Annotated in this window: 21 protein-coding genes and 1 riboswitch; of the genes, 9 read left to right on the forward strand and 12 right to left on the reverse strand. The window is 61.3% G+C overall.

The genetic code is table 11. From position 1 onward, the window contains the following. Window positions 1-51: 51 nt before the first annotated feature. Genes AC07R0_RS23705 through AC07R0_RS23720 form a run of 4 tightly spaced genes read right to left on the reverse strand, consistent with a single transcriptional unit; the run spans window position 52 to window position 4,158 of the window. Window positions 52-1,404 (reverse strand): LLM class flavin-dependent oxidoreductase, encoded by a 1,353-nt coding sequence (locus AC07R0_RS23705; RefSeq protein ID WP_495106717.1) that lies wholly within the window; start codon window positions 1,402-1,404, stop codon window positions 52-54. Window positions 1,405-1,452: 48 nt separating this feature from the next. Then, window positions 1,453-2,292 carry an ABC transporter permease gene (locus AC07R0_RS23710; protein ID WP_495106718.1) on the reverse strand — a complete coding sequence of 280 codons (840 nt, stop codon included), beginning with the start codon at window positions 2,290-2,292 and terminating at the stop codon, window positions 1,453-1,455. Continuing rightward, entirely contained in the window at window positions 2,285-3,148 is an 864-nt protein-coding gene (locus AC07R0_RS23715; protein WP_495106719.1) for an ABC transporter ATP-binding protein, read from the reverse strand. The genes AC07R0_RS23710 and AC07R0_RS23715 overlap by 8 nt, the downstream gene beginning before the upstream one ends. Beyond that, window positions 3,145-4,158 (reverse strand): ABC transporter substrate-binding protein, encoded by a 1,014-nt coding sequence (locus tag AC07R0_RS23720; protein WP_495106720.1) that lies wholly within the window; start codon window positions 4,156-4,158, stop codon window positions 3,145-3,147. Before AC07R0_RS23720 ends, AC07R0_RS23715 begins: the two co-directional genes overlap by 4 nt. Before the next feature lie 204 nt (window positions 4,159-4,362). Here AC07R0_RS23720 and AC07R0_RS23725 point away from each other — a divergent pair, with 204 nt between their 5' ends. Together AC07R0_RS23725 and AC07R0_RS23730 are read left to right on the forward strand one after the other, a co-directional pair. Beyond that, window positions 4,363-5,271, forward strand: a complete 909-nt coding sequence (locus AC07R0_RS23725) for a TauD/TfdA dioxygenase family protein (RefSeq protein ID WP_495106721.1) — start codon at window positions 4,363-4,365, stop codon at window positions 5,269-5,271. 101 nt (window positions 5,272-5,372) lie between these two features. Further along, window positions 5,373-5,481, forward strand: a riboswitch (glycine riboswitch). Between the two features lie 158 nt (window positions 5,482-5,639). Next, on the forward strand, window positions 5,640-6,860 hold the full coding sequence (locus AC07R0_RS23730; protein WP_495106722.1) for a D-amino acid dehydrogenase: 1,221 nt from the start codon (window positions 5,640-5,642) through the stop codon (window positions 6,858-6,860). A 6-nt stretch (window positions 6,861-6,866) separates the two neighbouring features. Here the strand turns inward: AC07R0_RS23730 and AC07R0_RS23735 are convergent, their stop codons facing one another. Then, a complete protein-coding gene (locus AC07R0_RS23735) occupies window positions 6,867-8,600 on the reverse strand; it encodes a ClcB-like voltage-gated chloride channel protein (protein WP_495106723.1) in 1,734 nt (577 codons plus the stop codon). Window positions 8,601-8,870: 270 nt separating this feature from the next. On the opposite strand from AC07R0_RS23735, the gene AC07R0_RS23740 reads away from it, so the two are divergent. Then, a complete protein-coding gene (locus tag AC07R0_RS23740; protein ID WP_495106724.1) occupies window positions 8,871-9,647 on the forward strand; it encodes a substrate-binding periplasmic protein in 777 nt (258 codons plus the stop codon). An 84-nt stretch (window positions 9,648-9,731) separates the two neighbouring features. Beyond that, a complete protein-coding gene (locus AC07R0_RS23745) occupies window positions 9,732-12,218 on the forward strand; it encodes a putative bifunctional diguanylate cyclase/phosphodiesterase (RefSeq protein WP_495099214.1) in 2,487 nt (828 codons plus the stop codon). A 46-nt stretch (window positions 12,219-12,264) separates the two neighbouring features. Here the strand turns inward: AC07R0_RS23745 and AC07R0_RS23750 are convergent, their stop codons facing one another. Both AC07R0_RS23750 and AC07R0_RS23755 read right to left on the reverse strand, forming a co-directional pair. After that, entirely contained in the window at window positions 12,265-15,027 is a 2,763-nt protein-coding gene (locus AC07R0_RS23750) for a DEAD/DEAH box helicase (RefSeq protein WP_495106725.1), read from the reverse strand. Between the two features lie 33 nt (window positions 15,028-15,060). Beyond that, window positions 15,061-15,960: a LysR family transcriptional regulator gene (locus tag AC07R0_RS23755; protein ID WP_495106726.1), complete on the reverse strand. Its 900-nt coding sequence runs from the start codon at window positions 15,958-15,960 to the stop codon at window positions 15,061-15,063. Between the two features lie 161 nt (window positions 15,961-16,121). Between AC07R0_RS23755 and AC07R0_RS23760 the strand changes: the two genes are divergently transcribed. Both AC07R0_RS23760 and AC07R0_RS23765 read left to right on the forward strand, forming a co-directional pair. Then, window positions 16,122-16,856, forward strand: a complete 735-nt coding sequence (locus tag AC07R0_RS23760; RefSeq protein ID WP_495106739.1) for a substrate-binding domain-containing protein — start codon at window positions 16,122-16,124, stop codon at window positions 16,854-16,856. Between the two features lie 11 nt (window positions 16,857-16,867). Then, window positions 16,868-18,172: an MFS transporter gene (locus AC07R0_RS23765; RefSeq protein WP_495106727.1), complete on the forward strand. Its 1,305-nt coding sequence runs from the start codon at window positions 16,868-16,870 to the stop codon at window positions 18,170-18,172. Window positions 18,173-18,212: 40 nt separating this feature from the next. Here AC07R0_RS23765 and AC07R0_RS23770 read toward each other — a convergent pair whose 3' ends face one another. Further along, window positions 18,213-19,094, reverse strand: a complete 882-nt coding sequence (locus AC07R0_RS23770; RefSeq protein ID WP_495106728.1) for an AraC family transcriptional regulator — start codon at window positions 19,092-19,094, stop codon at window positions 18,213-18,215. A gap of 117 nt (window positions 19,095-19,211) precedes the next feature. Here AC07R0_RS23770 and AC07R0_RS23775 point away from each other — a divergent pair, with 117 nt between their 5' ends. Together AC07R0_RS23775 and AC07R0_RS23780 are read left to right on the forward strand one after the other, a co-directional pair. Continuing rightward, complete coding sequence (locus AC07R0_RS23775) at window positions 19,212-20,084, forward strand: nuclear transport factor 2 family protein (RefSeq protein WP_495106729.1); 873 nt, start codon at window positions 19,212-19,214, stop codon at window positions 20,082-20,084. An 18-nt stretch (window positions 20,085-20,102) separates the two neighbouring features. Next, complete coding sequence (locus AC07R0_RS23780; protein ID WP_495106730.1) at window positions 20,103-20,486, forward strand: antibiotic biosynthesis monooxygenase family protein; 384 nt, start codon at window positions 20,103-20,105, stop codon at window positions 20,484-20,486. Between the two features lie 153 nt (window positions 20,487-20,639). Here AC07R0_RS23780 and AC07R0_RS23785 read toward each other — a convergent pair whose 3' ends face one another. The 4 genes from AC07R0_RS23785 to AC07R0_RS23800 are packed head-to-tail and all read right to left on the reverse strand — an operon-like array spanning window position 20,640 to window position 23,665. Next, complete coding sequence (locus tag AC07R0_RS23785) at window positions 20,640-21,434, reverse strand: transporter substrate-binding domain-containing protein (protein ID WP_495106731.1); 795 nt, start codon at window positions 21,432-21,434, stop codon at window positions 20,640-20,642. A gap of 26 nt (window positions 21,435-21,460) precedes the next feature. After that, complete coding sequence (locus AC07R0_RS23790) at window positions 21,461-22,279, reverse strand: amino acid ABC transporter ATP-binding protein (RefSeq protein WP_495106732.1); 819 nt, start codon at window positions 22,277-22,279, stop codon at window positions 21,461-21,463. Further along, entirely contained in the window at window positions 22,263-22,919 is a 657-nt protein-coding gene (locus tag AC07R0_RS23795) for an amino acid ABC transporter permease (RefSeq protein WP_495099200.1), read from the reverse strand. Before AC07R0_RS23795 ends, AC07R0_RS23790 begins: the two co-directional genes overlap by 17 nt. Then, a complete protein-coding gene (locus AC07R0_RS23800) occupies window positions 22,916-23,665 on the reverse strand; it encodes an amino acid ABC transporter permease (protein ID WP_495106733.1) in 750 nt (249 codons plus the stop codon). Before AC07R0_RS23800 ends, AC07R0_RS23795 begins: the two co-directional genes overlap by 4 nt. A gap of 700 nt (window positions 23,666-24,365) precedes the next feature. Here AC07R0_RS23800 and AC07R0_RS23805 point away from each other — a divergent pair. After that, the gene (locus AC07R0_RS23805; protein ID WP_495106734.1) at window positions 24,366-24,683 is read left to right on the forward strand and encodes a hypothetical protein; all 318 of its coding nucleotides are present in this window, start codon (window positions 24,366-24,368) and stop codon (window positions 24,681-24,683) included. Window positions 24,684-24,828 lie beyond the last annotated feature (145 nt).

Genomic DNA, 24,828 nt, shown 5'->3' on the forward strand with positions numbered 1-24,828 from the left:
GTATTACCTGCGCTGGTAGCTATGGATACTATAGCGTTGCAGTTGGCGTGATCAAGCCGTTTTGCGGGCTTGCACGCTGAACTGGTTGACTGGTCGCTCCAGTCCCAGGTTTTCGCGCAGCGTCGTACCTTCGTATGTGGTGCGGAACAGGCCACGGCGCTGCAGCTCGGGAATCACCAGGTCCACAAAGTCGTCCAGCGACTCGGGCAGCACCGGCGGCATCACATTGAAGCCATCGGCCGCGCCGTTCTCAAACCAGCTCTGCATCTGGTCGGCAATCGATTCCGGCGTACCCACCACCACCCAGTGGCCGCGTGCGCCGGCCAGGTATTCGTAGAGCTGGCGCACGGTGAGCTTGTCGCGCCGGGCCAGTTCCAGTACCACATGGGCGCGGCTGTTGCGGCCCAGCGGCGGCTGCGGGATGTAGGGCGGCGGGGCGTCCAGGTTCCACTTCGAAAGGTCTTCACCGGGCCAGAAAGGTGCCAGGGTGCTAAGGCCTACCGAGGGATGGATCAGCTTCTGCAGTTCGGCCCATTTGGCCTCGGCCTCGGCCTGGGTGCGGCCGACCACCGGCGAGATGCCAGGCAGCACCAGCAGTTGCTCGGGCCGCCGACCGTATTTGGCGAGCCGGCCTTTCACATCGCTGTAGAAGGCCTGGGCCTCGGCCAAGCTGGTCCAGGCGGTGAAGATGGCTTCGGCGCTGGCGGCGGCCAGCTCCTTGCCGGGCTCGGACGAGCCGGCCTGCACGATCACCGGGTAGCCCTGCGGCGGGCGCTCGATGTTCAGCGGGCCCTTGACCTTCAGGTGCTTGCCCACATGGTTTAGCGTGTGCAGCTTGGCTGGGTCGAAGTACACGCCGCTGGCCGCATCGCGGCTGAAGGCATCGTCTTCAAAGCTGTCCCACAGGCCTTTGACCACGTCCACATACTCCTGTGCGCGCTCGTAGCGGGTTTCGGGGTCGGGGTGTTTGTCCAGGCCGAAATTGCCGTAGACGTTTTCGGCGCTGGTGGTCACCACGTTCCAGGCTGCGCGGCCTTTGCTCAGGTGGTCCAGCGAGGCGAATTTGCGCGCCAGCAAATACGGGTCCTCGTAGGTGGTGGAGGCCGTGGCGACAAAGCCGATGTGCTTGGTCACGGCCGACAGCGCGGCCCACAGCGTCACCGGTTCGAAGTGCGACACCCGGCCCTGGCGGCTGAAGGCCTCGTCGTCACCCTCGAACCACAGGCCGGGGCTGTCGGCCACGAAGACCTGGTCGAACAGGCCGCGTTCTGCCGTCTTGGCGACCTCGATGTAGTGGTCGATGTTGACGCCCGAATCGATCTGCGCGCCCGGGTGCCGCCAGGCAGCGATGTGGTGGCCGGTGGCCATGATGAAGGCGCCCAGGCGCAGTTTGCGTTGAGTCATATGTGTTTTCTGAAGTGGATGTGGTCAGGCGTTTAGGCGCTCAAGTGCTTAGGGGGCGGGCTTCCAGGCGGTGAGGCGCCGCTCCAGCAGCTCTAGCGCGAAGTTCCAGGCCACCCCGATGGCGGTGATGGCGATGATTCCGAAGTACATGTCGGGGATCAGAAAGCTGTACTGCGCGTAGATGATCAGAAAGCCCAGGCCCGACTTGGCGCCGACCATTTCGGCGGCCACCAGCACCAGGATGGCGGTGGCACTGGCCAGGCGGATGCCGACAAAAATCGTCGGCACCGAGGCCGGCAGGATCACCTTCAGGAACAGCTGGCGCGGGCTGGCACCCATGGTACGCGCCGACTTGATCAGCAGCGGGTCGACCTGTTTCACCGCCGAGATGGTGTTCAGCAGCAGCGGCCAGGAGCAGGCATACACCACCATCGCCACTTTGGACACTTCGCCTATGCCCAGCAGCAGGATGAACACCGGCAGCAGGGCCAGCGGCGCGGTATTGCGCAGCAGCTCGATCATCGGGTTCACAAACTGGCCCAGGCGCCGGTACCAGCCGATCGCCAGCCCGAGCGGCACGCTGTAGAGCACGGCCAGCGCAAAGCCGCCGAGGGCGCGCGCCAGGCTGGCCGAGGCATGCTGCCAAAGCTGGCCGTTCAACGCTAGGGCCCAACCGGCGGCCAGTACCTCGCTCAGCGGTGGCAGAAAGGTGGAGTCGGTCAGCGCCAGGCGCGGCGCCAGCTCCCACAGCAGGGCCAGCGCCAGAACCAGGGCCGACCGCCAGAGCGCGCTGCGGGCGTGCTGGTAGATGCGGTAAAGGCGTGCCCAGCGGGGCGCCTGGGGCAAGGCCAGCGGCGGGTGGCCGGCGGCGAGGCTGAGTTCAGACATGGAGGCTTTCCTTTAACGTGGGTAGCGTGGGTAGGGCTGCGATGCGGGCGCGGCGCTGCTGCCGGGCGGCGGCCACTTCGTCGTGCAACAGCGACCAGATTGCGTGGCGCAGTTCGCCAAACAGTGGCAGCGAACGCACGTCTTGGCCGCTGGCGCGCAGTGCGTCCGGGATGTCCACAATCTGCTTGATACGGCCGGGCCGGGAGGTCATCACCGCCACGCGCTGGCCCAGCACCACCGCCTCGTCGATGCCGTGGGTGATGAACACAATGGTCTTGCCGGTGCGTTGCCAGATGTCCACCAGCTCCTCCTGCAGGGTCTCGCGGGTCTGTGCGTCCAGCGCGGCAAAGGGCTCGTCCATCAGCAGTACTTGGGGCTCATAAGCCAGGCTGCGGGCAATCGCCACCCGCTGCTTCATGCCGCCCGACAGCTCGTGCGGGTAGCGGTTGGCAAACGCGCTCAGGCCCACCAGGTCCAGGTAACTGGCGGCCTTGGCGCGACGCTCGCGCAGGCCAACGCCGGCGATCTCCAGGCCAAAGGCCACGTTGTCCAGTGCCGTGAGCCAGGGGAACAGCGCGTACTGCTGGAACACCACGCCGCGGTCACGTGCCGGGCCGGTGATGGCTTTGCCGTCCAGTAGCACGCGGCCGCTGGTGGGCAGGGTCAGGCCGGCTAGCAGGTCCAGTAGCGTGGACTTGCCGCAGCCGCTGGGCCCCACCAACACCAGGAATTCGCCGGCCCGCACCTCCAGCGAAACGTCGTCCAGGGCCACAAAGCGTTGCTCCGGGCCGCCATCGTCAGCGCGCACGGTGAACTCCTTGCGCACATGCTCAAAGCGGATATTGCCGGTGCTCATTTGGCGGCTACCTTGGCGCCGGTGGCGTAGGGGTTGTAGGCATTGGTGTACAGGTCGGCGGGCTTGATCTGGCCGGGCTTGATGACCTCTTCCTTCACCAGCCAGTCGATCCAGACTTGCAGCTCCTTGTCTTGCACCACGCCGCCAATGGACGGCACGCCGGTGCTCTTCCAGTACTGGATGGCGTCGGCGCTTTCGGCGCGGCCGCGGGCCTTGATGATCTTCTCGAACGTGGCGCGCACTTCGGCCGGCGGCGTCTTGCGCGCCCATTCGATGGAGCGGGCCAGTGCGCTGACCAGGTGCTTGGAGGCCTTGGGGTTCTGCTCCAGGAACTTGTTGCGCATCACCAGCGAGCCGGCGGTGAAGTTGCCGAACAGTTCCTGGTCGGTAAACAGCGGGCGGATGCCCCCGCGCTCCAGTGCCTTGTCGCGCAGAATGCCGCCCAGCGTGGTGACGTCCACATGGTTCTGCCGCAGTGCCTGCTCGCCAGTAACCGGCGGCGTGATCACCAGGGTGACTTGTTTTGCGTCCTCATCGTTGAGCTTGTTGCGCTCCAGGTATTCGCGCACCATGAATTCGTGGTGGGCGCCCAGGGTGTTGACCGCCACTTTCTTGCCCAGCAGGTCGCGGGCTGTCTTGATCGGGCTGTCGGTCTTCACGTAATAGCCGGTCCAGGTGTTGTCGTCCACGCCGTAGTAGCCGAGCACGGCTTTCACTGGCGCCTTCTTGGCCAGCAGCTTGACCAGCGCGCCGTTGAAGGCGCCGCCGATGTCGATGTCGCCGGTGACCACGGCCTGCACGTCCTGCGGGCCGCTGATGGTGTTGCCCACCCACTTGGCTTTCAGCGGCGCTAGATAGCCCAGACTTTCGGCCAGTTCAATCCAGACCACCTGGCCGGCCGAGCCCTGGTAGCGGATGTCGGTGACTTCCAGGGCCTCTTGCGCCAGGGCCTGGGCCGACAGCCCGAAGGCCACTGCCATGGCGGTGAATAGCTTGAAAACGGTTCGCATGCATGTCCCTTGGGAGTTGTCGTGAAGTTGCAGCGTAGATTGGCAAGGCCTACGCAACAACGAAGGAAATTGCGCATGCATATGCGCATCTGTGCGGTGTAGATGCACATGCGAATTCCATGCTTTGGTTTCCGGGTTGCAGTTCCTAGCATGGGCGGGTGTTTTTTTCGATCCTGTTTCAACCCGTCTTACCAAGGAAATTGCATGTCCGCTGTTCTCAATGCTCCCCATACTGAAGTCGTTCCCACACTCGATATCTATCCTTTGGCGGGGCGGATTGGTGCACGCATACAAGGCGTGCGCCTGTCGGGCCAGTTGGCGCCCGAAACCTTTGCCGCCATCCACCAGGCGCTGCTGCAGCACAAGGTGCTGTTCTTCCGCGGCCAGCAGCATCTGGACGATGCCGAGCACCAACTGTTTGCCGGGCGCTGGGGCAGCATCGTGCCGCACCCCACCGTGCCCTCGCGCAGCGGCACCGAGATTCTGGAGCTGGACTCGAACCACGGCGGCCGGGCCAATTCCTGGCATACCGACGTGACCTTCGAAGCCGCTTATCCCAAGGTATCGGTGCTGCGCGCGCTGACCATTCCGCAGCAGGGCGGCGACACAGTGTGGGCGAATACCGCCGAGGCCTACAACCAGTTGCCGACCGAGCTGAAGACCCTGGCAGATACCTTGTGGGCGGTGCACGGCAACGACTACGACTACGCCGCCACCCGCGTCGAAGTGGATGCCCACGGCGCCCAGCATTACCGCGAAGTGTTTACCTCGCGCCTGATCGAGGCCCGCCATCCGCTGGTGCGCGTACACCCCGAAACCGGCGAGCGCAGCCTGGTGGCCGGGCATTTCCTGAAGCGCTTTGTGGGCTACAACACCCACGACTCGCAGCGCCTGTTCGAGATCTTCCAGCACCATATCACGCGGCTGGAAAACACCGTGCGCTGGCATTGGGCCGAGGGCGATGTGGCGATCTGGGACAACCGCGCGACCCAGCACTACGCGATCAATGACTACGGCGACCAGCACCGCGTGGTGCGCCGCGTCACCGTGCATGGTGACCTGCCGGTGTCGGTGCACGGCCGGCGCAGTGCGGCCGAGCCTGCGAAAAATTAGAGCGCGGTTCGGCCGGGTAAATCAGTCGACCTTATGGGCGGATGCAATTGATTGACCGAGTCATTCCGGTCCTGGGGTGCGCGAACCCCATGCGATAATTGCGGCAGGTACCGGGAGAGTCTGGGGCCCTTGTTGCTCAACAAGTTTGCCCACAGCGCCGAAGGAGCAACCGCCCCGGAAACTTTCAGGCAAAAGGACCGGTACCTGTCACACACATCTGAAGAGCAACCGGGTTTCGTCACCCGGTTCACCGCAGGAGCAAGCGGCTTGGCTATGTGCCAGTCGTGAATCTCTCAGGTCCAAAACAGAGGGGCGATAGCTGCGCACGCTTGTTGCTATCCCCACTTTGACGTTTTGGAACTCTCATCATGAAAAAGTTTGCTGTTATAGGCGGCGGTATTACGGGCGTGACCACGGCATATGCCCTCGCAAAGCGGGGTTTCGCGGTCACTTTGTTTGAAAAACACCGCTATGCGGCCATGGAAACATCGTTTGCCAATGGCGGGCAGTTTTCGGTGTCGAACGCCGAGGTATGGAACCATTGGTCTACCGTGCTCAAGGGGCTGAAGTGGATGCTCAAGAGCGACGCACCTTTATTGGTCAACCCCAAGCCGAGCTGGCACAAGCTGGCCTGGTTTGCCGAGTTCATTGCTGCCATCCCGCACTACGAGAAAAACACCGTGGAGACCACCCGCCTTGCCATTGCTGCGCGTGCGCACCTGAATGCCTGGGCGGATGCGGAAGGGCTGGACTTTGACCACAAGCGCGAAGGCATTCTGCACATCTACCGTGACAAAGCCAGCTTCGACCATGCCGGCAAGGTCTCCAAATTGCTGGCCCAGGGCGGGCTGGAGCGCCGCGCGGTCACACCGCAAGAAATGCGCGCCATCGAGCCCACCTTGGCTGGCAACTACTATGGCGGTTACTTCACTGAAAGCGACACCACGGGCGACATCCACAAATTCAGCACCGGCATGGCCTTGGCGGCCGAGCGCCTGGGCGTGCAAACCCGCTATGGCCAGCACATAGATGCCGTGCAGAGCGATGGCAAACAGGTGACTGTCACTGCCAATGATGGAATCGAACGGCAGTCCCATGTGTTTGACGGTGTGGTGGTTTGCGCCGGTACGGCCAGCCGGGACCTGGCGGCGCAGCTGGGCGACCGCGTCAACATCTATCCCGTCAAAGGCTATTCAATTACGGTGAATTTGCAGGATGCACAAAGCCAGGCTGCTGCACCGATGGTGAGCCTGCTGGACGACGGCACCAAATTGGTCACCAGCCGCTTGGGTGTGGACCGATTCCGCGTGGCCGGTACGGCGGAGTTCAATGGCTATAACCGGGATATCCGGGCCGACCGCATCCGTCCTTTGGTGGAATGGGTACAGCAGTGCTTTCCGGGTGTGCGCACCGAAAGTGTGGTGCCCTGGGCTGGACTGCGCCCCATGATGCCCAACCTGCTGCCTCGGGTGGGCAAAGGCAAGCGACCTGGCGTGTTCTACAACACCGGGCACGGGCACCTGGGGCTGACTCTGTCGGCCGTGACGGCCGATATGGTGGGCGCCATCGTTGCCTCCAGCTACGCCTAGCCGGTGTTATTCGCTCAGGCGAACGTAGGTGGACAGCAGGCTGCTTTTGTTGACCACGCCCAGCAAGACGGGGGATTGCAGGCTTTCAATCACTGGCAGGCGTTCACCGCGGTGGTCCATGAAGCGTTGTAGTGCCTCGGCCAAGGTCATGTCCGAGGTCAGAGGAGCAATGTCCTGTCCCAGCAGATCGGCCGCGCACAGATGGTCCAGGTTGGCTGCGCCTGCTGCGGGACTCAGCTTCTTCAGCGGCACGACGCCCAGGTAGTGCTTGTGGGCGTCCGTGACATACAGGTATTTGACGGGGTATTGTTGAAATAGCTGGCCCATGGTGTGCAGGTCGGCATCCGGCGCCACCACCGTCTGCGCGGGCAGAACCAGGTCACGCACATGCAGCGTGCGCAGGCGTCGCCGCTCGTCACGCTGGGCCTGGCGGCGCAATGTGATGTCGTACATGGACCCGGCGTTGGCCGAACGGGCAACAAAATAGGCCAGCACGCATGCCACTATCAAAGGCAGCATGACCTGGTAGCTCAACGTCATTTCAAAAACCATCAGTATCGCCATCAGTGGTGCCTGGGTGGCGCCAGCCAGAAATGCGCCCATGCCCACAATGGCGTAGGCAAATGGGGCTGCCGATGCCTGGGGCCAGACATGCTGCACGGTTTGGCCGAAGATGCCGCCCAGCAGGCAGCCAAAAAATAGTGCTGGGGTAAAAACCCCGCCTACGGCACCGGAACCCACCGTGGCCAGGGTGGCTACAGCCTTGGCTGCGAGCAGAATCAACAGGGTTGCGATGGTCCAGGGCGAGTGCAGCACTTCGTTCACCACGCTATAGCCATTGCCCCAGACTTCGGGCCACCGCACAGAGAGCAGTCCCACGACCAGCCCACCCAGACCCATGCGTGCGGGCAGGGGCAGGCTCAGGCGCCGAAACAGTTTGCGGCTGGCGTCTAGGCCGCGCAGAAACAGGGCGGATGCGGCTCCGACCAGTAGACCCATCATGGCAAACAGCAGCACTTCCGGGCCGGCCACGGCCGGAAATGCTGGTATGACATAGGGGGGCTGGTAGCCGGGGAAGGCACGCATGGTGATGTTGGCCACTACTGAAGCCACCATGATGGGCCCCAGGCTTTCCATTTCCATAGAACCCAGCACCACTTCTGCTACAAAAAAAGCACCTGCGATGGGTGCGTTGTATGCGGCAGTGACCCCAGCGGCCGCACCGCAGGCCACCAGCAGGCGCAATCTCTCTGTACGCAGGTGCAGTAAGCGACCCAGTAAGGATGCACCCAGCGCGGCCAACTGCACCATGGAGCCCTCTCGGCCTATGGAGCCGCCGCTGGCGATGCTGAGCAGGGAGGAGCCGCTGCGGACCAGACTGGCTTGCACGGGAATATGGCCGTTGCCCAGCGCGACGGCTTCCATATAGTCGCTTGGGGCATTTTGTGGGGTGCGGTTCTGGGCCCAGGTGAGCAGCGCACCTGCCAGCAGTCCCCCCAGACTGGGTACCAGTATGCGCTGCCAGGCTTGCAGTTGCATGGCAATGGCGACCAGGCCGCCACCTTGCCCCAGCACCAAGCGGTCCAGCTCGAACAACGCACTACGGAAACCAATGGTTACCAGTGTGCCCAGCGCACCCGCAGGCACGGACCAAAAAAGCATGGCTGGCAATTCGCTGCTACGCCATCCTTGTTTCCAGCGTGCTGCCCATGCTTGGAGATGGGCTTGTATATGCATCATGCTTCGTTTTGAATGATTCTGCTGGCAGGGTGATGGCGCGCATACTTCGAGACCGTAGCTGTGGCCGGCATGTAACCTGCTTGAGGGGCCCTGCAATCACTAAATCGTAAGGCTCATAAGGGGCTCATACTTGTAACGTGTAGTATGGCGATCTTGTCTAGGCATATTTCTGTAATTGCTTTCTTCAATAGTAGACTCTTTCATAACTTACGGGTTCAAAGGGCGTTCATGTGCAACCGTTTTCCATTCAAAGAGACATGGTCTCGGTGCGTGCGTCCGGCATTCTTGCTGGTCGTTCTGGCGTCGTTGGCATCGTTTGCTTGGGCGACTGAAACTTGTAAACAGCTGGTTGCCACAGGCAACCCCGAATACCCGCCGTATTTGTGGCGAGATCCCGCCGACAGCAACCGTCTGATTGGCGCGAATGCCGATTTGATGCAAATGGTGGCCAAGGAAATCGGTATTCCGATCGAGGTACGTTATGCCGGCTCCTGGGCCCGTGTGCAGGAAGAGGCCAAGCTTGGGCGTGTTGATCTGGTTGCTGGCGCTTTCTTCACTGTGGATCGCCTGGACTATATGGATTACGTTTATCCGTCGTTCCGCGAGACGCGTTCCCTGGTGTGGGGCCGCCAGTCTGCTCCGATCAAATACCAGCGCTGGGCGGACCTGCAGGGCCTGTCTGGTGTAACCGTTATCAATAATAGTTTTGGCGAGGATTTCGACCGTTTCGCCAAAACTTCACTGAAGATCGCTACCGTACCTAGCCTAGAGCAGGCGCTCAAGATGTTGCAGCTAGGGCGGGTGGACTATTTGGTGTACGAAGAGTCGCCGGCCTTGGCCTACATTGCCAAGCTGGGTATAGATGGGTTGCTGCCCATGGCTACATCGATCAGCAACGAGAGCCTGTACCTGACGCTTTCACACAAGTCTCCCTGTAACAGCAGCGAATTGCGTGCTGCATTGGCCAAGGCCATGTACAAGCTGGCACGTCAAAACGCGATGAAGAAAATGATCGATACCAACATCCAGCTATGGCGCACGAAATAAGGCCCATGTCTACGGGAGGCTGCCGGTGTACTTAGCCCGCATTTACCGCCACTGCTTGGAGGTCATCCATCGGAAAAGGACCGCGTGCCGAAGCTATCCCTAAGACAAATCATGACGCTGGGCGTAGCGCTCGGCATTGTGTTGCCAGCCTTGGTGCTGGGTAGCCTGCTTCTGAACAATCGCTACGAGCGTGAGTTGACCTTGCGCATACGCGAGCCCATGCTGCAATACACGCAGTTGCTGTCCAGCGGCCTGGGCATGCCGATCTGGAACGTGGACAAGGCGGTGGCTAAGCAGTTGATCGACTCGGTCACGCGCAATGCCGACGTGGTGGCCGTGACGATAAAAGACGAGTTCGGCAATGTGTTTGTCTCCAGCGAGCTGTCTGCGCGCCGCCAAGGCACGGTGCTGAGCCAGCAAAGCGATATCGTGATGGATGGCCGGCGTGTGGGCCAGGTCACAGTGGAGCTCAGTACCGACCGCGTGGTGCGTCAGCTGTGGGCCGACTTCACCAAGCTGGGCCTGTTTATTCTGGCCCAGGTAGGCATTTCATTCCTGCTGGTGTTTTTGCTGGTGGAACGTCGCGTGGTACGCCCTCTGTATCGGCTGCAAATGGCCACCGCCAGGTTGGCCCGCGGCGAGCTGGAGCAGGCGCTGGACTGGCACAGGCATGACGAGATCGGCAGCCTCGCGCACAGCCTGGACCAGATGCGCGAGTCCCTCGGTCGGGCCATTGCCGAGCGTGACGCCAAGAACGCAGACCTGCAGCACGAACTGTATGACCGGCTGCGGGCCGAACACGCGCTGCGCTTTACCGAGGCCAAGTTCAAGGCTATTTTCCATGCCTCGCCGCTGGCCATGACGGTGAGCCGCAATGAGCCAGACTACCTGATTGTCGACATCAATGACGCGGGGCTGCGCCAGTTCGGCCTGCTGCGCGACGACCTGGTCGGTGCCCGCCATGCGGTGCTATGGTGCAACCCGCAAGACCAGAGCAATGTGCTCAATGTGATTGAGCGTGTCGGCCATATCAAGGGCTACGAGGCCTGGCTGCACCGGGGCAACTTACTGCCTGCACACGCCCAGGAGGACCAGGCTGCAGGTGTCAAGAACACGATGGTGGAGGGGCGTGAAGACGCCATGCTCTGCGAAATCTCGGGCCGCAAGATCGACCTGGGCAGTGAGCAGCTGTTCGTCCTGGTGCTGGAAGATGTGACCGAGCGCAAGCGTGCCGCCCAGATGATCTGGAACCAGGCCAACTTTGACCGCCTCACCGGTTTGCCGAACCGCCATATGTTTCAAAATCGGCTGGAGCAGGATATGGCAGCTGCCCAGCGTGATGGCCGCTCTCTGGCGCTGGTGTTTTTTGACCTGGACTTGTTCAAGGAAGTCAACGACACCCTAGGGCATGAAGTAGGCGACATGCTGCTGCAGGAGGCGGCGCGGCGCCTGCGCATGGGGGTGCGGCAGACGGACCTGGTGGCCCGCCTGGGGGGTGACGAGTTCACCTTGATTCTCAGTGGCCTGACTGATATAGGCTACGTACACCAGATCGTGCAGGGCGCGCTGCAGCGTCTGGCCGAGCCCTTTTTATTGGCTGGGCAGCAGGTGCACATCTCGACCAGCGCTGGACTGACCTTCTACCCGCAGGACGCGACCCAGGTCGAGGCCCTGCTGAAGAACGCCGACCAGGCCATGTATGCCGCCAAGAGCCAGGGGCGCAACCGTTACACCGTGTTCACGCCGTCCATGCAGGACGCTGCGCAAAAGCGCATGCGACTCATCAATGACTTGCGTGTGGCCATAGCCGAGCAGCAGTTCAGCGTTTTCTACCAACCCATCGTGGACCTGAGGACTGGCCATATCCACAAGGCCGAGGCCTTGATCCGCTGGCACCACCCGGTGGAGGGCATGGTCAGTCCTGCCGATTTTGTGCCCATCGCCGAAGAAACCGGCATGATCGTGGACATAGGCAACTGGGTTTTCAGCGAGGCGGTCCAGCAGGCGGCGGTATGGCGCAAGACGCACGACCCGCAGTTCCAGGTCAGCGTGAATGTATCGCCGGTGCAGTTCCGCAACGAAGGAATAGACCAGGTGACCTGGATGGCGCATTTGCAGGCTGCTGGCATGCCGGGCGATGCGGTGATGATCGAGATCACCGAAGGCTTGTTGATGGACGCCGGCGGCAACGTCACCGAGCAACTGCGCGGTTTCCGTCAGGCTGGCATAGGCCTGTCTCTGGACGACTTTGGCACCGGCTACTCCTCGCTGTCTTATCTGAAGAAATTTGACATCGATATTCTGAAGATCGACCAGGCTTTTGTGCGCAACCTCACTGCCGGTTCGGACGATATGGCCTTGTGCAATGTGATCATCGTCATGGCCCACACCCTGGGCTTGAAAGTGGTGGCCGAGGGCGTGGAGACGCAGGAGCAGTGCGATCTGCTGGCTGCTGCCGGCTGCGACTACGGCCAGGGGTATCTGTTCGCGCGGCCCACGCTGGCGGCAGATATGCCTTTGAATCTGGCGTGGAAGCCTGCGCACCAAGATACTTACACAATGAGCATCTAGCGCTGATATTAGCTGCGTTGGTAGCTATATTTTTTGTAGTGTGTGTCTAGAGCCGACTGCCTGTTCGACCCCAGCGGCGGGCAGCTTCTTCCGGGCTTTGCGGGATTTCTAAGTTCTGCGTCAAGGCTGTCAGTGGCGCCAGCAGCGCATCCAGATCAGCCGCATCAAACTTCAGTGCTCCGGCCGCGTCGTGGCCCAACACGCTATCGGCCAGCGCCAGTTTGCGCGCCTGCAGCTCCAGCATGCGTTCCTCGATGCTGCCCTCGACCACCAGCTTGTAGACGAACACCGGCTGGTCTTGCCCGATACGGTGAGCGCGTGCCGTGGCCTGTTCTTCCACCGCCGGGTTCCACCACGGGTCCATGTGGATGACGGTGTCGGCGGCGGTCAGGTTCAGGCCCACGCCGCCAGCTTTCAGGCTCAGCAGCAGCACTGGCACTTCCTGCGCCTGGAAGCGCTGCACCACGCCGCCGCGCTCTTTCGGCAGGGTTTTGCCGGTCAGGCTCAGGAACGGCAGCTCCAGCATGCGCAGCTGCTCGGCCACCAGCTCCAGCAGCTCGGTGAACTGCGAGAACACCAGTACGCGCCGGCCCTCGGCCACCAGCTCGGGCAGCATGTCGGTTAGCAGCTCCAGCTTGGCGCGTTCCATGGTCTTGGCCGGCTTGCTTCCCTTGACGAGGTGCGGGTCGCAGCAGACCTGGCGCAGCTTGAGCAGCGCGTCCAGGATGCTGATCTGCGCGCCATTGAAGCTCTGGCGCTGCAGCACGCGGCGCACCTGTACATCGGCCGCCGCGCGTACGCCTTCGTAGAGCTCGCGCTGCTGGCCTTGCAGTTGCACGCGCTTGATGACTTCGGTGCGCGGCGGCAGCTCGCTGGCCACATCCTGCTTGCGCCGGCGCAGGATGAAGGGGCGCACGCGCTGGGCCAGCAGGGCGGCGCGCAGGGTTTCGCCGTTCTCTTCAATCGGCTTGCGCCAGCGCGCGGCGAAGTGGCGGGCATCGCCCAGAAAGCCCGGCATCAGCCAGTCGAACTGCGCCCACAGCTCGCCCAGGTGGTTCTCCATCGGCGTGCCGGTCAGGCACAGGCTATGCCGGGTCTGCAGGCGGCGCAGGGCGCGGGCGCTGCGGCTGCCGGCGTTCTTCACCATCTGCGCCTCGTCCAATATGACCAGGTGGAAGCGCTGCGCCGCCAGCGCATCCATGTCGCGCCACAGCAGCGGGTAGGTGGTCAGCACCAGGTCGTGCGTGGCCATCTGCGCGAACAGCGTGTCGCGCTCGGGCCCCTGCAGGGTCAGCAGGCGCAGGCCGGGCGCCATGCGGCGGGCCTCGGCCTGCCAGTTGAAGATCAGCGAAGTCGGCAGCACCACCAGTACCGGCAGATCCAGCCGGCCGGCCTGCTTCTCGGTCAGCACATGGGCCAGCGCCTGCGCGGTTTTGCCCAGGCCCATGTCGTCGGCCAATATGCCGCCCAGGCTGTGCGCGCGCAGGTACTGCAGCCAGGCCAGGCCTTCGAGCTGGTAGGGGCGCAGCTGTATCTGCAAGCCGTCAGGAGCGGCGACCGGCTGCGGCGTGCCCAGGGCTTGCAGGCGCTTCGCCAGACTGGCCAGGCCCAGATCGCCCTGCAACTGCCAGGCGTTGTGCGTGCCGACGCGGTGCGCGTCCAGCAGGCTGGCGCGCAGCGCATCCAGGCGCCGGGCCTCCCAGGCGCCCAGCTTCAGCAGGCCCTGGTTTTGCGCGCGCAGCGGGTCGGTCAGCAGATCGACCATGGCGCCGATGATGGCCTTCAGCGGCGCGGCCGGGGCGTCGATGCGGCGGCCGCCGGGCGCGCGCAGCGAGACGATGGCCAGGTCGTCGATGGCCGCGATCTGCGCGGCGTTCAGCCAGCGGCGGTCGCGGCGCAGCAAGTCGGCCAGCATGGGCGCCAGGTCCAGCGTCTGGCCGTCGATCTCGATGCCCAGGCTCAGCAGCCACGCGCCTTCGCGCGCCGGCAGCTGCAGTTTTTCGACGCCACGCCCGGGCTTGATGAGCGGGCTAGCTAGTTCTTTGCCGATGATCTCGCCGGTGTCCGGGCTGACCACCAGCTTCCAGCGCTGCACCGGCACGCTCTCGTGAGCGAAGCCGGGTTTCACTACCACGGCCCAGCCCAGGGCCTGCAACTGCGGCACCTGGTCGGCCCAGAAGTCGCCGAAGAATTCCTCCTGCGGCAGGGTCCACACCGGCCCCAGCACCGGGCTGTGGTCGCGGCTGCGCCACTGGAACGAGTTGGGGTCCAGCGGCACAAAGCCCATGTCCCAGACCAGGTCCATCGCATCCGCCTCGGCGGCCAGATCGCGCCGCATCTTCAGCACCGGGCCGCCGGTGTCGAACAGCTCCTGCACGGCGGCCGGCCGGTTGTTCAGGATGGAGGTCGGCGCTGGCGTGTGCCAGCGCGTACCGCTGTCGGTGTGGTACGTCCAGTCGAACTGCGCCAGTGTCACGCTGTCGCCGCGCGGCCCCAGCTTGCCCTGCGGCTTCAGGCCCAGCAGGCCATCGCCGCGGCCCAGGGTTTGCAGCGTGAGGCGAGGGCGGAAGTGGCCGGTGACGCCGTCGGTCGGTGGTGCGGGCGGCGGCGGTGTCTCCACTACAGGCGGACGGTCCATCCGCAGCAAGGCCATGACGCGCGCTGCATCCTCGTCGGCCAGGGTCGGCAGGCTTTTCAGGGTCTTTGCGTCGGCCTGGCGCCGCAGTGCATCGACCCAGGCGGCCACCGCGTGGTCGCGCGCATCACTTGCGGACGATGGAGCAGCGGAACGGATTGGGGAGCGGGCCATGCGGAGATTGTGCCGCGCTGGTCGTCAGAGGGGCTAGGTGGATCGAATCGCGGTAATCAGTATGTCGGCCAAGGTCTGGGCCGCGTCATGCAGCTTGTCACCTTTGCGAACGATCAGCCCCAATGTGCGCGTGATGGCGGGGTCTACCAAGGGCACGCCGACCAGGCCTGGATGCAGCACGGCGTCCAGTGCCAAGCCAGGAATGATGGCAACACCCAGGCCGGCCGCCACCAGGTTGATGGCACCGGTCACATGGTTGATTTCGTATTGGATGCTGGGCCTTTTCGCCGACTTCGCAAAGGCGCTGTCGATGATCAGTCGATTGCCGCTGCTGCTGGATACCGATACCAGCGGCTCTTTCTCCAGCAATTTCCAGGCGACGGTCTTGCGCTGCGCCAATGGATGGCTGCTTGGCACCACGGCCACATAGCGTTCTTCGCGAATGGGCATGAAATCAAGATCGGGCTCTTGGCTGCCCAGAAAGTTCAAGCCGAAGTCTGCATGCCCTGCGGTGACGCTGTCCAACACAATCTGTGCACTTTCATCAATCACCTTGACGCGTACCGCAGGGTTGCTGTTGTGGAAGTCTTTTAAAACCGATGGCAGCAAATGGTTGGCCACCGACGGAATGCAGGCAATGGTGACCTTGCCCGTGCGCGCCGCGGCCCTGGCTTCAAGCCCCCGGTAGGCAAATTCCAGCTCGTCCATGATGGCTTGGGCGTGCTTCAAAAACTGCCGGCCCGCGTCGGTCAGAGACACCCGTCGGGTGGTTCTTTCCAGCAGCCGACTTTTCAAATCGCCTTCCAGTTTTTCGATACGCCGGCTTAAAGCGGGCTGCGATATGAATAGGCTCTCTGCCGCCGCCTTGAAGCTCGATTTCTCTGCTACGGCGATGAACGCCTGGATTTCTCCGATGTCTGTATTGATGCGCATGGTCTATCAATATATAAAATTAATGCAATTGTGTTTCTAATTGAAGACCCGCATCATCCGCCCCCAACCGCACACTTACAAACACAAAAGGAGATGATGTGAAATTGGGACTCAACACGCGGCGCAGCTTGCGCCTCCTCATCCTGGTGATCGCGCCGGCCATGGCCGCAGTTGCGACGGCGGACGAAATCCATGTGGCAAGCTCGGGTGGTTTCGCTGCCGCCTACCGCGCCTTGGCGCCCGGCTTCGAGGCCCGCACCGGGCACACATTGGTGGCGGTGTGGGGCCCTTCGATGGGTGAAACCTCGGGCGCCATCCCCAAGCGCCTGGAACGCGGCGAGCCCATCGACGTCGTGATCATGGTAGGTGATGCTCTGGACAAGCTGATCCAGCAAGGGCGGGTGGAAGACACCGGCCACCGCCTGTTGGCCAACTCAAAAATTGGTGTCGCCGTCAAGGCGGGTGCTGCGAGGCCCGATGTCACCACCGTAGACGGTCTCAAGAAGGCGCTGCTCAGTGCGCGGTCTATTGCTTACTCGGACAGCGCCAGCGGCGAATTTTTGTCCAAGGTTCTATTCCCACGTCTCGGGGTGGCCGACCAGATCCGCAGCAAGAGTCGCATGATTCCCGCCGAGCCCGTAGCCCAGGTTGTGGCACGGGGGGATGCGGATTTGGGCTTCCAGCAAGTCAGCGAACTGCTGCCAGTTGCTGGCATCGATTTTGTGGGCGAGCTGCCTGATGAAGCGCAGCAACTCACGCCGTTTTCCGCCGGCGTGGTGGCGGGTGCGAAGGCGCAGGGCGCCGCGGTGCAGTTGATCGATTACCTCGGCTCGGCCGAAGCCGCACCGCTGATCCGTAAGACGGGCCTGACTCCGGCCCCTGCTGCCGCACACTGAAAGAACCCACCATGGCTAATACAAAAAAAACGGAGCAATCCAAGCTGTCCACTGTGTTGCGCGTGACCAGCGGCAACTTTCTGGAAATGTTCGACTTCTTCCTGTACGGCTTCTACGCCACGTACATTTCCAAAACATTTTTCCCCAGCAATGACGAGTACGCCTCGTTGATCCTGACCTTCGCCACGTTCGGCGCTGGTTTTCTGATGCGGCCTTTGGGCGCTGTGATCCTGGGTAGCTACATCGACCAGATCGGACGGCGCAAGGGGCTCATCGTCACGCTGGGCATCATGGCGCTGGGCACGGTGTTGATCGCCTTTGTGCCGGGCTACGCGACGATAGGCATCGCCGCACCTATTCTGGTGCTGGTCGGGCGCTTGCTGCAGGGCTTTTCGGCTGGTGTGGAGCTGGGCGGCGTGTCGGTGTATTTGTCCGAAATGGCCACTCCTGGCAACAAGGGCTTCTATGTGAGTTGGCAGTCCGCCAGCCAGCAGGTTGCCATCATGGCGTCGGCCATCATTGGCTACCTGCTGAGCCAGTGGCTGTCGGCGGAGCAAATCGGCGCGTGGGGCTGGCGCGTGCCGTTCTTCATAGGCTGCATGATTGTTCCGGTAATCTTTGTGATTCGACGCTCGCTGCAGGAAACAGACGAGTTCCTTGCTCGCAAGCACCACCCCACGTTCAAGGAAATCCTGCGCTCAATAGGCTCCAACTGGCGCGTGGTGGTTGCGGGCATGATGATGGTGGTGATGACCACCGTGTCTTTCTATCTGATCACGGTCTACACACCCACCTTTGGCAAAAGCGTGCTAAAGCTCAGTACTGCAGACAGCCTGTTGACAACCTTCTGTGTCGGCATGTCGAACTTCTTCTGGCTGCCGGTGATGGGCGCTTTGTCGGACAAGGTTGGGCGCAAGAAGATTTTGCTGGTCTTCACCGTGCTGCCCATCCTCACAGCGTATCCCATCATGTCCTGGCTGGTCGCCAACATCAGCTTCGAGAATCTGCTGGTGACTGAACTGTGGCTGTCCTTTATGTACGCCAGCTACAACGGCGCTGCCGTAGTAGCGCTCACAGAAGTCATGCCCGCCCATGTGCGTACGGTGGGCTTCTCTCTGGCCTATAGCCTGGCGACGGCTATTTTTGGTGGCTTCACCCCGATGCTGTCTACTTGGCTGATTGAGGCTACTGGTGATAAGGCCGCTCCGGGCTACTGGATGACCTTCGCCGCGGCGTGTGGCCTGGTTTCGGTGTTCATGTTGTACGGGCGGACACGCTTCTCTGGGACGTATGCCGCCGTACATGCGGTGAAATAACTCGGGGGGCCGGTTCCATGATGTGCCCGGCCATGCTTGGTCAGCCTCTGTGCTGCTTTCTGAACTCGCTGGGTGCACAACCTGCTTCCCGGCGGAAGAACTTGATGAAATTGGTCGCTTCATCAAATCCCAGCTTGTCTGCCACTTGGGCAACGGGCCAACTGGTGTACGCAAGCATGCGCTTTGCCTCCAATGCGATACGCGTGGACAGGTATGACTTTGCGGACAGTCCGGTCAGCTGTTGTGCTGCTCGACTTAGTGTCTTCTCAGAGATGCCAAGGGCCTTGGCGTAGGCGGATATTTGATGCCATTCATGGAAGCTTTGCTCCGTTGCATGTCGAAACTTCCGGAAGTGCTTGGACAGCGATGAGTTGTCTGACGGCAGCGCAAGCCGTTGTGCGCTGGCAAGCTGCAACCTGGTGAGTAATGCCTGGAGCTGCGCGCGCTCCAAGGCATTTACCAACTGCATAGGGCCCGACATGGACGCATCTTTATGCATTTGCGCCATGGCTTGTTGCATTGCCGTGAAGGTCGTCGCGTCCAACATCAATTGAACCGGTATGTCTTCGACGAAAAGACCTGGCGGTGCTTCGCCCATGTTGGCCGTGGTTTGGAACGATTCCGGACGAAAAAGAATGACCCAGCCATCCCAGATGTTGTTGGCTTCGAAGCGCTGAACCTGGCCTGGTCGCATGGCCAATATTGAGCCGCTATCCGGCGACTCCAGCCGGAAGTCCACCGTATGACGGAATTGTCCCTGGGTTACCAGGATGAGTTGGTGAAAGTCCAGGCGTGACGGATATCTGAAGTGCTCGGCTGGTACCCGTTTCAGCCAGTCATTGGCGGGAAACACCTCAATGTCAAACGCGTAGCCCACCGGAGGGCGAAAGCCCACGCGGGGAATGTCCGTAAGATTTGCCATATGCCAGAAATGTCCGATTTGGATAACTATGGGTCAGGAATCTACCTCGTAAATATGCGTATGGAAACCGACACTTGTTTGCTTTCACTCAGAAGCAACGATGAAAGCTTGTCCCCCATGAAACTCAAAGTCAGAAACACCATTTTGCTGTCGGTTGTCGCCATCACAGCTGCAATGACAGGCTGTGCATCGAACGGAATCAGCACTACAAAGGAAAACGGAATGTCTACAAATTACAAACCCCAAGTTACCGAACTGCTCAAGAGCATTGAGATCGGCGATACAAAGCCCGTGGGCTACATCAATTCTGAAAAGTACATCCAACACAACCTCGCCGTCGGTGACGGCCTTGCTGGCTTTGGCGCTGTGCTGCAAGCCTTGCCCAAAGGCTCAGCCAAGGTGAACACGGTGCGTGTCTTCCAGGATGGGGACTTCGTATTCGCCCATACCGACTACAACTTCTTCGGCCCGAAGATTGGTTTTGACATCTTCCGCTTTGAGGATGGAAAGATTGTCGAGCACTGGGACAACCTGCAGGAAAAGCCAGCCATGTCCAATCCAAGTGGGCGTTCGATGATCGATGGGCCAACAACTGCAATGGATCTTGACAAGACTGCGGCCAACAAGAAGCTGGTCGCCGCATTCGTGGACGACATCTTGGTCAATGGCCGTATGGACAAGCTGGTCGGCTACTACGACGGCGACAACTACCACCAGCACAACCCGCAGATCGCCGACGGTCTTTCGGGGCTAGGCAAGGCGCTGGAGGCAATGGCCAAGGCCGGCGTTAGCATGAAATACGAACAAGTGCATAAGGTGCTTGGCGAGGGCAATTTCGTACTCGTCGCGAGCGAAGGTCAGTTTGGCGGCAAGCACGTCGCTTTTTACGATCTGTTCCGTGTGGACAACGGCAAGCTCGCTGAGCATTGGGACACCATTGAGGCTATTCCAGCTCGCTCGGAGTGGAAGAACTCCAACGGCAAGTTCTAAACGGGAAAGGGTTTCTAGATGAAAAATTTCTACAGATTACTGCTGGCTACCTTCTCGGCTGGTGTGCTTTCGATGCAGTCCTACGGCGCAGCGGGGGCGCCGGCTGAAGTCGTTGAGGTAGTTACTTTCAAGCTGCAGCTTGGCGTCAGCGCCTCGGAGTTCCGGGCTGTGGATCAGGCCGTCGAAAAGCAGCATGTGGCCAAGCAACCGGGCTTCGTCTCCCGCGAGAGTGTGGCGGGCGACAACGGCGAGTGGCTCGTGATCGTGCACTGGCGCTCGGCAAAGGATGCAGACGCATCCATGGCGAGCTTTCAGACAGCACCGGCAGCGGCGGAATTTATGTCGAAGATTGACGCCGCGACCATGTCGATGAAGCGGTACGGGAACATACTGCCGCACTGACGTTGCCGACATAGATATCAAAGGGGTCCTACTTTGCAGTGTTTAAGAGCCGCCTAAAACTTGGTTGTCACGTTTTCTAATAGATAAATCGGGCTGTAGCGCAAGTATTACCTGCGCTACCAGCTATCGATTAAGTAGCAGTCTCGCCAAGACTCACACCGGCTTCACCACATTGGCCGGCAGATCGCGGCCATGGTATTTCTTGTAGATGGCGTTGAGCTTGCCGCTCTTGATGTTGGTGGTGACCCAGGCGTTGATCCATTCCTTCAGCTTGGGCTCGCCTTTGTTCATGGTGATACCCAGGCCGGAGTCGAGCTGCGAGAACTTCACCTCAAAATTCTTGCCCGGCGCGCGCTTGTTGATCTCGCCCATGTTTGATGGCGTGCTGGAGAAGATATCTACCTGGCCGGTGACGACAGATGTAATCAACGTGGCGTCGTCTTCGTAGCGCATGATTTCCGCGCCCTTGGCTTCCTTGGTGGTCAGCGCGTCGTTGGTGGTGGCGCGGGTCAAACCCACCCGCTTGCCGGCCAGGTCGGCGTAGCTGGTGATCTTGATGTCCTTGGGGGCCGACACGATGATGGTGATGGCTGAGTACGGGATGGAGAAGTCGACCACCTTGGCGCGCTCTTCGGTGATGGACAGGGCCGAGATCACCAGGTCCGCGCGCTGGGCTTGCAGCGTGGGGATGCGCGCTGCGGTGGTGATGGGCACGATCTCCAGCTTCACGCCCAGGTCTTTGGCCAGCTCGGTAGCGGTGTCTACGTCTGAGCCGGTGGGCTGCAGGTTCGCATCGGCAAAGCTGAACAGCGGCGTGCCGATGGCGATGGCCACGCGGACCTTGCCGGCCTTCTTGATGTCGTCAAACTGGTCGGCCATGGCGGCGTGCGTGCCGCAAGCGAGTAGCACGGTAGCGATGGCGGTGCGGGTGAAGTGGGTGGTGCGCATGTTTGTCTCCTGGTGGTTATAAATAATCAAAGGCCGTTGTCGAGAAAGGCTTTGAGCTCGGGCGTCTTGGGCTCGTCCAGCATGTCGCCGGCGCCGACCTCCCAGACCTTGCCTTGGTGCATGTAGATAATGCGGTCGGCGACGCGTTTGGCGAAGGCCATTTCGTGCGTCACCAGCAGCATGGTCATGCCGCCGGCGGCCAGGTCCTCCATCACGCGCAGCACCTCGCCGGTGAGCTGTGGGTCCAGGGCCGAAGTCACTTCGTCGAACAGCATCACCTTGGGCGACATCGCCAGCGACCGGGCAATCGCCACGCGCTGCTGCTGGCCGCCAGAGAGTTGCTCGGGGTAGGCTGCGGCTTTCTCTTTCAGGCCCACCTGCTCAAGTACGCGCAGCGCCACCTGGTGGGCCTCGGCGCGCGGCAGCTTCTTCACGTGGCGCAGCGCCAGCAAGATGTTTTCTTCGACCGTCAGGTGCGGAAACAGGTTGTAGCTCTGGAACACAATGCCGACTTCCAGCCGCAGCTGCTTCAGGTCCACTGTGGGGCTGTCCACGCGGATGCCGCAGACTTCGATACTGCCCTGGTCTATGACTTCCAGCCGGTCAATGCAGCGCAGCGCCGTGCTCTTGCCCGAGCCGCTGGCGCCGATGATGGCGATCATTTCGCCCTTGGCGACTTCGAAGGACACGCCTTTGAGCACCTGGTTCGCGCCGAAGCTCTTGTAGACCTGGTCGAGCTTGACGATAGGGCCGGGTTGGGCGGCAGTGTTGACACTGCCACCGCCTTCGGTAGCGACCAGGCCGGTGTACAAGCTGCCGGGCAGGGGGTTAACGGTTGGCGACATTGAGTTTTTTCTCCATCGCTTCGCTCCAGCGCGACAGCGGATAACACAGGGCAAAGTAAAACGCCCCCACGATCGTGAAGATTAAAAAGGGCTGGAAGATGCTGTTGTTGATGATCTGGCCGGCCCGGGTCAGCTCCACAAAGCCGATTACCGAGGCCAGCGAAGTCATCTTGATGATCTGCACCAGAAAACCGACGGTGGGCGGCAGCGATAGCCGCACCGCCTGCGGAATGATCACCAGGCGCAGCGTCTGCCAGCGGCTGAAGGCCAGGCATTCGGCGGCCTCCCACTGCGGCTTGGGCATGGCGTCAATACAGCCGCGCCAGATCTCACCCAGATAGGCGCTCACATACACCATCATCGCGATGCCGGCCGCCACCAAGGAGGGCAGCGAATAGCCGTACACCGACAGGCCAAAGTACACGATGAACAGCAAAATCAGCAGCGGAATGCCCTGTATGCATTCGATATAGGCCAGCGCCATCCAGCGCAGCCAACGGCGCGACGAGATGCGCGCCAGCATCACGCCAAAGCCGCCGATGCTGCCCAGCACGAAGGCCACTGCCGACAGCACCAGCGTCCAACCAATCGAGGTAAACAGGTACAGCAGGTGTGTGCCGGTGAAACTGCCCCAGCTCATGCCGCACCTCCGTGGCGAGCAACCTGCACGGTCGGCTCCAACTGCTTTTGCCGGCTATTGCGCAAAGCCGCCTGGCGGATCACGCGGCGGCGGCGGAACAGGTATTCACCCAGCAGATGCGTCAGCAGCTTGATCACCAGCGACAGCGCCAAGTAGAGCGCCGCCACCACGATATAGGTCTCCAGCGAGCGGAAGGTGTCGGACTGCACGGTGTTGGCAATCGCCGTCAGCTCTTCGGCTGAAATCTGCGAGGCCATGGCGGACGCCTGCATCATCAGCAGGAACTGGCTGGTCAGCGCGGGGTAGACCTTCTCGATCGACGGCTGCAGCATCACATGCCAGCCGATGCGCCACTTGGACAGACCTAAACATTCGGCCGTCTCGATCTGACCCTTGGGCACCGACTCCAGTCCGGCGCGGATGATCTCGGCGGCGTAGGCGGCGATGTTGATGATCATCGCCAGCACCGCGGCGGCAAAGGTTGGCATGCGGATGCCGATGCTGGCCAGGCCGAAGTACAGCAGAAAGATCTGCACTAGAAACGGCGTGTTGCGCACCACCTCGATGTAGCCGGCGCAGATGCGCGACAGCGGCTGGATCTGGCTGCGCTTGGCAAAAGCCACCAGCGTGCCGACCGCGACGCCGACCACCACGGCCACCGCCGTCATCTTCAGCGTCAGCCAGGCGCCGTTCAGGAACACGGGCCAGTAGGGCAGCAGGGTGCTGAAGTCGAGCGCGTACTTCATGCGTGCTGCGCCTGCCCGTGGGCTGTGCCCGGGGTTGCGTGGCTTGGCGCGGGCTGTTGCGGTAGGGGCGGATGAAGTGGCCGAGGCGGCCGGGCAAGGTGCGCAGAAATCATGGCGTCCGAGGTGGTTAGTTATCTGTTGTCGTACAACATGAGCCGGATTATGGGGAGCGCCAAGGACTTGGCGGCAGGGGGTATTCCCTTGGATGTGTCAGACGGGTCGCGGTCGGGTTGTGCTATGCAAATAGGACTAAAAACTACACATTAAAAATACTGTCAGCGCAGGTATTACCTGCGCAGGCCGCTATTAAATTGATACTGATTTTCCCCAAATGGAGCAGGTGCTTAGCGTGTGCTGGTCGCCTTGGGCGGATGCAGTGGCCGGTCCGGGGACTGGCCGCGCGCGCGGGCTACGGCTTCGACCAGCAGGTAGAAGCTATGAATAGCGGTGATCTGGTCCAGGTCTTCATGCAGAACTGTTGCGAGGGGCAGGTAGCGGCTGGTGCCAGTTTTCGCAGTCCAGTGCGCCGCAATTTTCTGTCGAGTCGGTGGGGGGATTTGCGGGGAGGGCTTATGTTGGTTTGGGGCCCTGAAGCGGCTGCTGAGCGATTCTTGGGGAGTGGCTCCTAAGCAGCGATTGCTGTCGGTCACCAATCAAGCCTGAACGGGTACTATCGGCCAACAGCGGACACCTATCTTCTATGAAAAAGCCGGCTCAATACAACGACCTTGCTGCCTACTTTCGGTGGCAGGAGGAGTGGGGGCCTCGCCTGCAAACCCTGGCGATAGTCGCTTTTTTCGCGGCAGGGCTTGTGCCTCTATTTGTTGGCCTCAATGGCCTTGTAACGGGCGTGGTGCCCACAATGGCGAAGTACAACTCGAATCTCGTCCGAAGCTTTGACGAGCCAATGTTGTACTGGTTCTTTGTGTGCTTGTGGCTTGGAGTCGCCATCCTGTTTTGGACGTTTGCGATACGCAGTGTGATTTGGGTAAAAAGACAAAACAAACGCTTTTGGTGACAGGCCGCTTTGGGCCGAGGCTGTGTGAAAACGCTTCACGCATGGCGGGTTCAAAAATAAAATAAAGCAACCCGTTTCCAGCGAGGTAGTCCATGAAGCGATTCATCGAAAGCCAAGACCGCCAGCAAGTCACCTTGCTGCCCGA

Source organism: Rhodoferax sp. GW821-FHT07F03, assembly GCF_059418745.1.